We start from the raw sequence: 8940 nt of genomic DNA, 5'->3' as shown, positions 1-8940 counted from the left end.
AAATCATGTTTACATGTTGGACATTTCCGTTCTGCAGGTTTTACCCCATACCCATCAAGCTAAGAAAAGCAAATACCCCAAAACGAGCAATTTTGGGATATCATAAGTTTTTAAATCGATGGCTAAGTATTGGAAATCAAATCATAATCCAGTCTTCCCAAAATTATTCAAAATATATGGCATAAAAATTAAAAAGAAGCCTAATATTACCATCAAAGAATTTAATGAAAATAAAGTAGATTGTTTAGCCCAAGCTGATCCGAAAATAATTACAAAAGTTACATCAGCTCCACGTAAAATAGACTTACAAATACATCGAGAACACTTAGAATTTGTTAAATTTTTTGAGGTTATTTAGAATGTAGATATGTTCCTTCCAAATGAAGGATTTCATATGTCCTCTCTAAAGAAAAGAGTTTACCGGCATTGGTAAACTCTTTTCTTTAGAGAATCATTGTTTTAAAATTTTTGAACTATAATAACTCCACTAATAACCAAAATGGCACCTAATAGTCTAGGGATATTCAGATGGTGTGTAGTAGCACCTATTAATCCAAAGTGGTCAATAAGAATGGAGATTATTATTTGTCCTGTAAGAATGTAACCAACAGTAGCAGCAGAACCTATTCTAGGCATAAGTATAGTAGTCGCTAGTACATAAAAGGCACCTAATAATCCTCCAGTCCACATCCACCAAGGTGCTTCAAACCACTCCTTCTTTACCTGTATCCCATTCCCAAATAGCGATACAATAAATAAAACTAGAGCCCCCACAGTAAATGAAATAAATGAAGCTATTATAGGGGAACCAACTATAGTTCTCAATTGAGCGTTAACACTAAATTGAGTGGGAAGAGCCATTCCAGCTATTATAGCAAATAAAACTAAAATGATAGCCATTGAATAATTACCTCCTCTATATTACATTAAACTATCTCTTCAAGGTTAAAGTAGTTTTGGATTGGTTAATGTAATAATAAATTTGAAAATAATTTAAGCGACAATGTAATCCGTTACATTATGTCTAAATTATTTTCAAATTGTAACGAAATCAGAAGTTCATCTTAGTGAAGTTCAATTTTAATCCTTTTTTTCTTAGCACCTTTGTTTTGGATTTTAAGGATCGAAAAATTCCCGATTTCAGTTGTGTTGTTAACGTGCGTTCCTCCACAAGCCTGTTCATCAATGTCATTTATTTGAACGAGTCGAATTTTATTAAGCGATGATGGTAGTAAGCTAATAACTGTTTTAATGATTCCATCTCTTTGCTCTGCTTCTTCTCTATCAATTATTTTCGTGTAAACATCATGCGATATCGTTAATAAATTCTTTAAAGATTGTTCTAGTTCCTCAAAGGGTATATCTTCTATAATTTCTGGTGAAAACGATAACTCTAATCTTGCATGATCCCTTTCGATTTGACTACTAGTAGCCAAAGCATTGTAATGTTTATATAAATACCCTGAAATTACATGTAATAAAGTATGATAACGCATATTTTGAAAACGCCAATCCCAATCGATTTGTAGTGTAACTCCTTGTTGTGAATCGAGTAGTGGACGATCAAGTTCATGTATGATTTCATTTTCTACTTTTTTTACTTTTAATACTTCATATATTTCGTTTCCTTGCTGAATTTTCCCAAAGTCACAAGGTTGTCCACCACCACCTGGATAAAAAATGGTTTGATTTAATACAATAAATCTTCCATCAATTGATATAATTTCTGCTTCGCATTCTTTTAAATAACTATTCTCTTCATATAGTAATATTGTCATTTTATTTAACTCCTTTTAGATTGAAAATGCAGTAATTCCAATAGTAAGCGCAAATATAATTAAGATAATTCCTAAGCCACGATCAAACCAATGCATATTTTTTTGATAGATTTTTTTAAAGTAATTATTTGAAATTAATATCGCTAATAAAGTAAACCAAATTCCCACTACAATGATAATTTCACCACCATATATCCAACGCACCCAATTTGGTGTGTTAGTTCCTATGAATTGTGAAAATACACTTAAAAAGAATAATGGAGCTTTGGGATTTAATAGATTACACAAAAATCCTTCACGGAATCCCTGACCTAAAGAGCGTTTTGAACTTTGTTCAACATGTATTTCATTAGAACCTTCTGGATCTGCTTTCGAACGAATACCTTTCCAACCTAACCATAATAAATAGATGGCTCCTAAAAGCTTAATAAAGTTAAAGATAACTGGCCATTTTTCTAATATGATGGTAAAGCCTAAAACTGTATAGGCTATATGAATAATTAATGCACTGGCAATACCAAGTGCTGTAGCTATACCGTGCTTTCTACCTATTCCTAAACTATTTTTCATAACTATTACAAAATCAGGTCCTGGTGATAAAGCAATTAGTATCCCAAGAAAAAAAACCTCTACATACATAATAAACTAACCTCATTTCTTCACATTTTGAACAATATAAGTCAATAAGTCATTACCTTGCCATAACGAATCAATCTGGTCTTTACCAAAATGATCTCCAACAACTTTCATCATCATATCGTGTCGAATATATTCCTTAGCTAGTAAAACCAACATTGGATCAGTAGTTTGAATAGCAAGTGGAATTTGACCATCAATAAAGCTTGCTATTAAAACTTCTTGATTATCCTGAATAACAATTGTTAATCTTTGCCCCATCCTCTGTTCTTCAATAGCACCGGCATAGTGGCGATGATAAAAAGTATTCCCGAAAGATGGTGTTTCTTGCTCCGTAAATAACAATGAATACATTTGAATTCCCTTTTCTCTTTGTAATTCAGCAGAAGGACGTAATTCACCTAATTCCTCCTCCCATGCGGATAACCAAATTTCTTCATTTGCTTCCTCTATTAATTTTTGCATTGCACTAATGATATGCATACGCTCTTCAATATGCTTAATAACATTAACTTCCACTGGTTTTTCTATAGCTTGTAATTCATTTTCTAAAAGGCTAAGTGTTTCCTCTGTTTGCTTTTTTTGATTAATAATCAGCTTTTTTACAGACAATGGAATATAGGTTGGCGGTTCGGTTCGTAACTCTGTGATTGCTCCCTTAGTTACTAATTTTGAGATAACTGCATAAACCATTGAACGTGGTACACCACTTTTTTTGCTAATTTCATATCCATTTATAGATGGTTCCTTCAGTAACGTCATATACACTTTTGCTTCATTTTTTGAAAAACCAATTTCTTCAAATGTGTTAATTAAATGTTCCATGTTAACCTCCCATAATAGTTGTAATAGGTATTACTACTATAATTCAAAAGAAAATTGCAGTCAATAAAAATATATTGAGATAGAATTCTCACTATTAACAACAAATGATTTACTACATTACAAAGTGCTTCTTAGAATACATTTGAAACTCACCAGTAAAATTAATATATAAATTATTCCCAAAATCATAAGCTTTATTGGTGTTTTTAATAAATATAACTTTTTCATGCATATAAAATACGGTTAAGATATTTACACTGTAAAATTAAGTGATTTCAAGTGGGTTTTAATCGGATATTTTATAAAACAGAAAACTTTTTAAATAGCATAGAATCCATCTTGATTAACTTTTTTCAAAACAAATTCCTCCCACTTAACGTAAAATGCGGATTTTGAAATATTTTGGTTCAAAATTTATTACAAACCGACAAGTATCTTTCGAAGATTTAATTATAGATGGTTTGATGTGTTCTAATGGGGAATACTTTATACTGAATGAAGATGAGTTACTGATGCCTTGCATGAATTTGAGAATGGCTGTGTTCACCAATCTCTTCAAACTTGGGTGCCACCCCATGCCCCATCAAGCGAAGTTAAAATCATACCCTCAAAATAAAAAAACGCTATACTTATCGTAAGAATTTTATGAGAAAGGATGGTGTTTTTAATGAATCCTATTATTTCAAATGAACTGAATCTTTTCGCACAAGAGCTACATTACTTTTTATCTCCAGTAGTCCTACAAGATATCGCCAAACAAGTTGGCTTTGTACAAAGGTCTAGTAAGTATCAAGCAAACGAACTCATTGCCCTTTGCGTATGGCTCAGTCAAGAAATTGCTAGCACATCACTTGCACAATTGTGTGGTCAGTTAGAAGTTTCCACTGGGGTACTTATAAGCCCAGAAGGACTGAATCAACGCTTTAATCCAGCAGCCATCGCATTTCTTCGAGAAGTCTTTACTTCTCTTCTCACACAAAAACCCTGTTCAAATCACTCACTTTCTGCACACGTGATCTCTACTTTTAATCGTATCCGTATTTTAGATGCAACAGTGTTTCAACTGACTGACCATTTCGCCACTGACTATCAAGGTTCAGGTGGTAGTAGTAATACCGCAGGCGTGAAAATCCAATTGGAATATGATTTACTTAGTGGTCAATTTCTTAACGTGCAGCTTGGACCAGGAAAGAATAATGATAAAACATACGGTACTATCTGCCTTGAAACCGTAGAAGCGGGCGATTTGTGTTTACGTGATCTTGGTTACTTCTATTTAGGAGACTTACAAACCATTCATGATAAAAAGGCCTATTATATCTCGAGGTTGAAGTTGAATACACGCATTTATATCAAGAACCCTGAACCAGAATACTTCAACAATGGTACGTTAAAAAAGCAGACAGAATACATCCAGCTTGATATGACACAAATGATGTCTGGTCTAATCCCTGGTGAAACGATAGAAATCCCCGAGGCATACATTGGCCAAAATCAGAAACTTCCATCACGTGTTATTATCCATCGTTTAACCGATGAGCAAACGCAAACACATCTGAAAAACCAAGCGATACGTGAAAAGAAGAAAGGTATTGTCATGAAGGATAAAAGTAAACGTTTAATGGGCATGAATGTATATATCACGAACACGTCGCTAGAAGAAGTACCGACGAATTACGTGCATTCATTATATTCACTTCGTTGGCAGGTTGAAATTTTGTTTAAAACGTGGAAGTCATTCTTTGAGATTGATGAATGTAAAAAAATTAAAAGAGAACTCCTAGATTGCCATTTATATGGACAACTCATCGGCATTCTCCTCTGTTCTTCTACGATGTTTCAAATGCGACAGTTTCTGCTTGAAAAGAAAAAGCAGGAGCTGAGTGAATACAAAGCGATTTATATGATTAAAGATTACTTTCCTTTACTGTTTCAAGCGATTGCCGTTGGCGCAGAAGAACTTTTAAAAATTCTGCATCGCCTTTATCAGCTGCTCAAAAAAAAACGGTCGTAAATGTCATAGGTATAAGAAGATGACCTTCTTTGATATTCTAGGGAGTGTGTATAAAACGACGGTCAGGCATAGACAAGCTGCCTAGCGAAAAAATCGCATTTTAATAGGCTTTTTTAGCATGCCTACATTTTTATCACTTGCTAGTTTTAAAACAAGAATCATTTCGCATCTAGTAATTTCCTTGGTTAGCTTGATGGGCATGGGGTAGCAACAACAAAACGCGCATTTCGTACGCTAAGGGTTAATCGTTTTTTTACAGTTAGATTGTCTGTAGTAATCGAAGAAAGGTTACAGAGAGGGAGCTGAAAGCTTATAAGCATTGGTTGGACTTTTTGTACAGCAACATCATACATTTGTTACTACCTATATAAATTTAATTGAAAATACGTGATACAGAAAACATCCTGCATGTTTGAACCATGCAGGATGTTTTCTAGTCTTTGTTTTTCATAATGTAAGAAACCAAACGAAGGATCTCTAAGTATAACCATACTAATGTCATCATAAGCCCTACTGCGCTGTACCACTCCATATACTTAGGTGCTCCACTCTGAGTACCATTTTCTATGGAATCAAAATCGAGGAATAAATCTAATGCAGCAACAATAATTACAATTGTACTTATGATGATACTAATTGTCCCACCTTGGTGAATATATGGAACAGTCACCCCTAAGATGCCTAGTAAGAAAACAATAAAATACATAATAAGAATTCCAAGTGTTGCAACCGTTACAACCGCACGGAACTTTTTAGTTACTTTTACTATTCCCGTTGCGTATAACACTAACATGGCAAATAAAATCGAAATCGTTAGTAATACGGCAGTTAAAGCGATAGAATCACCAAATCGCTTTGTATAATAAGCTGAAATACTTCCTAATAAAATTCCTTGTAATACTGCGTAAATCGGTGCGCAGATTGGTGATATACGAGGAATGAATATAACTAAAAATGCGACAATTAGAGTAACTATTATAATTCCAATTAACACAGGTATTTTCATTGTCCCTTGTGTCATTTGTACGTATGAATAGACAGACGCTGCAAGAAGTAAGATAAGCAAAATGAATGTTTTTTCTATCGTTCCACCGATAGTCATAGTAGAAGCATTTTTCTTTTCTTTATGAAATTTTTCTTTTTTTAATATTGGATTAGTTGTCCTCATTTTTTCCTCCTAAATATACTTTACCTTTAAAGTGGAGCTTTATATTTCTAATTTTTTATCTATGATACGACCTGTAATAGCTGTTAGAACAATTATGAATAAGCAAGTAAAACATACATCTAAAATAGTGAAGTCTTCACTAGGATACAGTGAAGTGTCAATAAAACCATTTTTATCTATGAACCACGTACTCTTTATGGTGATTACATATTCTCCTAATTTACTAAAAAAATCCAATACTAATGTTTGTATGATTAAAAATAAAGCAAAGAAAGTCATTGATAAAAATCTTTTACTCAATGATGACTTTATAGGAATGAGTTTTGTAATTACCATGATGAAATAACAGGAATTTAATATACTCATGAAATCGATTCCCCATAAAAAAACGGAAAGTATGTGATGAAAAACTCCATATGCATATAACTTATGAAATTCTTGTTGATAGCCTTCAGATACTTTTTCTCCAAGGTTACTCTGAGAAAAATAGTATAGAAAAATTAAGCCTATTACTAATAAAAGAATAAACATTAATGTGAAAAAAAATAAATTTGCATATATATACTTTTTTCCTGAGATAGCTGTATAACGAATCATCGTATTTTTTAGCATTTTATTGAAAGAAGGCAAAGCTATTAAAAGTAGTAAAAATGCAGCGCCACCTATGATGAATATAAATATACCTAATGTTATATCCTTTGTAAGTTGATTTGTCACCTTTGATAATCCCACCATCTTAAATAAAAGAAGTAATGAAATAGTAATAAATCCAAGGTAAAATACAGCTATCCTTTTTCTATTACAGTTAAACAAATAACGAAAAAGTGGGTTCATTTCTCAAAAACCTCCTTAAATAACTCATGTACTGCTTTTCCATGGTGAAAACGAATTTCTTCTACATTTTCATGCAATACAATACTCCCGTCTTTTAAAAAGATTACCTCATCAAATATATTTTCAATTTCCTCTACTAAATGAGTCGAAATAAGAATGGTACTATCTTCACGATAAAAGTTAAGAATTAAATCTACTATATGTTTTCTAGAAACAAGATCAATTCCACCTAATGGCTCGTCTAATACATATACCGTTGCTTTCCTTGAAAAAGTTAATATTAGCTGTAATATCCCTGTTTTCCCTTTTGATAAGATACTTATATTCTCCTCTAGCGGGATTTTAAAGTTAGCTATCAAATCTATTGCTTGTTGTAGATTAAAATCAGCATACATATCTTGATAGAACAACAAAGCATCTTTTACAGTCATCCATTTTTCAAAAACAGGACTATCGGGCATAAATGACACGATTTTTTTCGTTTCTAATCCCACCTTTTTATCTTTAATTGTAATACTTCCTTTAGAAGGAAAACGTAAACCCGAAATCATTTTTAATAATGTCGTTTTCCCACTACCATTTTCACCAACAAGGCCGATAATTTTTCCTTCTGAGATTGTTAGGCTTATATCTTGAATCACTGTTTTTAAATCATATCTTTTCGACAGATTTTCAACTTTCAATAATTCTTTCATTCATTTCCCTCCTTTTTCTTTTCCAAATAGGAACGGAGTATTAGGAGAACCTCTTCTTCCATAAATCCTAAGTTATTCATTCCATTTATAAAATTATCAAGCAACTCTTTTGCCATTTCTTTGCGTAGCTCTGTAATTTTTTCTTCATTCATTGTTACAAATCTTCCTGTTCCTCTACGTGTCTCAGCAATACCTTCCCGTTCTAGCTCTTGAAACGTACGTTGAATTGTATTTGGATTAACTTGTAATTCACCCGCTAATTCACGTACAGCAGGAATTTTTTTACCTGGTGCCAAACGTCCTGTTACAATTTCTTTTTTGATGTATTCCATTACCTGAACATAAATAGGGATATTAGGAGAAAACTCAGTTTTCATTTCTTTCCTCCTCTGTATTAGTGTACTAGACAAATAGTACACTAATGTAAATTATATGTAAATAGTTATTTTGAAAACCATAACAAATGGAAGGTGATATATTTAGTGAATTCGTGTAAACACCCAAGTTCCAAAAACGACCGTTTATGGTATTTTACTTATTTCTATCCAGATTGAGAAAAATACTATTCAAATTTAGTTTCAAAACTCATTACCCAAAATAAATGATCCTAACATATTAGTCATATGCAATATGTTAGGATCGTGATATTTTAAGTATTTTTTGGATTTAGGTCTTGATAAACTTGCATTGTGTTCATTGGTATGCACATTAAACCTTTTTCCGGTAGCTTCTAATGCACTAAAAAGCATTCTTTTATATCCTTGATCCATAAAATCTACACTGATTTGACCATGATTCATTATAAATTGAAGATCAGCCATCATTTTTTTAACTTTCCGTTCCATGTAATAACCTCCTCAATAAAGTTATATAACTTACATAACTATTCTGTTACTCTTTTTTCTGGTTGTCAATATAAGTTATATAACTTATATTGTTTTTTTATAGAGGAGGTTGCTTTATGGCTGTTAATAAAGACAAGTACACTCA

At 32.4% G+C, this 8940-nt stretch carries 10 protein-coding genes and 1 pseudogene; 2 read left to right on the top strand and 9 right to left on the bottom strand.

The window, feature by feature from the left end:
* Positions 1-118: 118 nt before the first annotated feature.
* Complete coding sequence (locus HMPREF2590_RS29850) at positions 119-358, top strand: hypothetical protein (RefSeq protein WP_050822695.1); 240 nt, start codon at positions 119-121, stop codon at positions 356-358.
* Positions 359-459: 101 nt separating this feature from the next.
* Here the strand turns inward: HMPREF2590_RS29850 and HMPREF2590_RS03650 are convergent, their stop codons facing one another.
* The 4 genes from HMPREF2590_RS03650 to HMPREF2590_RS03635 form a co-directional block, all read right to left on the bottom strand.
* Positions 460-900 carry a DMT family transporter gene (locus HMPREF2590_RS03650; RefSeq protein WP_000974756.1) on the bottom strand — a complete coding sequence of 147 codons (441 nt, stop codon included), beginning with the start codon at positions 898-900 and terminating at the stop codon, positions 460-462.
* Between the two features lie 164 nt (positions 901-1064).
* Positions 1065-1778: an alanyl-tRNA editing protein gene (locus tag HMPREF2590_RS03645; protein WP_050822693.1), complete on the bottom strand. Its 714-nt coding sequence runs from the start codon at positions 1776-1778 to the stop codon at positions 1065-1067.
* Positions 1779-1793: 15 nt separating this feature from the next.
* Positions 1794-2417, bottom strand: coding sequence for a LysE family transporter (locus HMPREF2590_RS03640; protein ID WP_050822691.1), 624 nt, complete (start codon positions 2415-2417; stop codon positions 1794-1796).
* A 12-nt stretch (positions 2418-2429) separates the two neighbouring features.
* A complete protein-coding gene (locus HMPREF2590_RS03635; RefSeq protein ID WP_050822689.1) occupies positions 2430-3239 on the bottom strand; it encodes a TrmB family transcriptional regulator in 810 nt (269 codons plus the stop codon).
* Positions 3240-3906: 667 nt separating this feature from the next.
* Here HMPREF2590_RS03635 and HMPREF2590_RS03630 point away from each other — a divergent pair.
* A pseudogene (locus HMPREF2590_RS03630) lies at positions 3907-5338 on the top strand (IS4 family transposase).
* A 348-nt stretch (positions 5339-5686) separates the two neighbouring features.
* Here the strand turns inward: HMPREF2590_RS03630 and HMPREF2590_RS03625 are convergent.
* The 5 genes from HMPREF2590_RS03625 to HMPREF2590_RS03605 form a co-directional block, all read right to left on the bottom strand.
* The gene (locus HMPREF2590_RS03625) at positions 5687-6421 is read right to left on the bottom strand and encodes a Bax inhibitor-1/YccA family protein (RefSeq protein WP_050822688.1); all 735 of its coding nucleotides are present in this window, start codon (positions 6419-6421) and stop codon (positions 5687-5689) included.
* Between the two features lie 39 nt (positions 6422-6460).
* Positions 6461-7255: a hypothetical protein gene (locus HMPREF2590_RS03620; protein WP_050822687.1), complete on the bottom strand. Its 795-nt coding sequence runs from the start codon at positions 7253-7255 to the stop codon at positions 6461-6463.
* Positions 7252-7950 carry an ABC transporter ATP-binding protein gene (locus tag HMPREF2590_RS03615; RefSeq protein WP_050822686.1) on the bottom strand — a complete coding sequence of 233 codons (699 nt, stop codon included), beginning with the start codon at positions 7948-7950 and terminating at the stop codon, positions 7252-7254. The genes HMPREF2590_RS03620 and HMPREF2590_RS03615 overlap by 4 nt, the downstream gene beginning before the upstream one ends.
* Complete coding sequence (locus HMPREF2590_RS03610; RefSeq protein WP_050822685.1) at positions 7947-8327, bottom strand: GntR family transcriptional regulator; 381 nt, start codon at positions 8325-8327, stop codon at positions 7947-7949. The genes HMPREF2590_RS03615 and HMPREF2590_RS03610 overlap by 4 nt, the downstream gene beginning before the upstream one ends.
* Positions 8328-8528: 201 nt before the next feature.
* The gene (locus HMPREF2590_RS03605; RefSeq protein WP_070861324.1) at positions 8529-8795 is read right to left on the bottom strand and encodes a hypothetical protein; all 267 of its coding nucleotides are present in this window, start codon (positions 8793-8795) and stop codon (positions 8529-8531) included.
* Positions 8796-8940: the final 145 nt, after the last annotated feature.

This window comes from Bacillus sp. HMSC036E02, assembly GCF_001836235.1.
Classification (GTDB): Bacteria; Bacillota; Bacilli; order Bacillales; family Bacillaceae_G; genus Bacillus_A; species Bacillus_A cereus.
The sequence above is the reverse complement of the archived record's forward strand: the minus strand, read 5'-3'. Positions and strand labels throughout refer to the sequence as shown.

Bases quoted from the DNA above. Each gene is read 5' to 3' on its own strand.
- HMPREF2590_RS03635 (WP_050822689.1), bottom strand. From the start codon at position 3,239: ATGGAACATTTAATTAACACATTTGAAGAAATTGGTTTTTCAAAAAAT.
- HMPREF2590_RS03645 (WP_050822693.1), bottom strand. From the start codon at position 1,778: ATGACAATATTACTATATGAAGAGAATAGTTATTTAAAAGAATGCGAA.
- HMPREF2590_RS03640 (WP_050822691.1), bottom strand. From the start codon at position 2,417: ATGTATGTAGAGGTTTTTTTTCTTGGGATACTAATTGCTTTATCACCA.
- HMPREF2590_RS03615 (WP_050822686.1), bottom strand. From the start codon at position 7,950: ATGAAAGAATTATTGAAAGTTGAAAATCTGTCGAAAAGATATGATTTA.
- HMPREF2590_RS29850 (WP_050822695.1), top strand. From the start codon at position 119: ATGGCTAAGTATTGGAAATCAAATCATAATCCAGTCTTCCCAAAATTA.
- HMPREF2590_RS03650 (WP_000974756.1), bottom strand. From the start codon at position 900: ATGGCTATCATTTTAGTTTTATTTGCTATAATAGCTGGAATGGCTCTT.
- HMPREF2590_RS03620 (WP_050822687.1), bottom strand. From the start codon at position 7,255: ATGAACCCACTTTTTCGTTATTTGTTTAACTGTAATAGAAAAAGGATA.
- HMPREF2590_RS03605 (WP_070861324.1), bottom strand. From the start codon at position 8,795: ATGGAACGGAAAGTTAAAAAAATGATGGCTGATCTTCAATTTATAATG.
- HMPREF2590_RS03625 (WP_050822688.1), bottom strand. From the start codon at position 6,421: ATGAGGACAACTAATCCAATATTAAAAAAAGAAAAATTTCATAAAGAA.
- HMPREF2590_RS03610 (WP_050822685.1), bottom strand. From the start codon at position 8,327: ATGAAAACTGAGTTTTCTCCTAATATCCCTATTTATGTTCAGGTAATG.